Consider the following 532-nt stretch of genomic DNA (forward strand, 5'->3'; position numbering starts at 1 on the left):
ATGATTTAAATGGATCACCACATTTTGATCGACTTCGTCGTTATTGTCAAAGTTGGCTGGAAGACTATCTGCACTTACCAAGACATATCCTTGTTTTTGATAGTCATTGATAATGTTTTGGTAGGCTTGAAGGACACTTGCCGTGATCGCACTGTCACTGTCACCTGTCGCTAATTGGCTCTGGTCAACTAAGACCTTGTTTCCATCACCATCATCGATCACTGTATAGGTCAACTTCTGTTGGTTAGCATTGTAGTAAACTGTATGTTCACTGTTCTTGCTACTTGGCGTGATCGTTATTGCTTCGATCTCACCCTTATCTGGTGTATAACCTGCGATCGTTGGACTTATGACTGCACTGAACTCTGCATTTTCTGGCGTCCATACTGGTTCGCCTACATTTTGCTTCGTCACTTGATCGACCGTGTAGGTCGGCGTGAATGTGTGTGCCTTTGAAGAACTATCTGCCGCTTTTTGGCCTGCCCTTGGTCCACTACCGTAAACGTAGTTGATCGTTTGTGTGATCGTTACT

General features: G+C 44.2%; 1 protein-coding gene. It reads right to left on the reverse strand.

The window, feature by feature from the left end; genetic code table 11:
- Positions 1 to 532 (reverse strand): mucin-binding protein (locus tag LMU01S_RS10625; RefSeq protein WP_439956672.1); only part of this gene is annotated, 532 nt, incomplete at both ends.

This window comes from Ligilactobacillus murinus DSM 20452 = NBRC 14221 (assembly GCF_001591685.1).
Taxonomy (GTDB): domain Bacteria; phylum Bacillota; class Bacilli; order Lactobacillales; family Lactobacillaceae; genus Ligilactobacillus; species Ligilactobacillus murinus.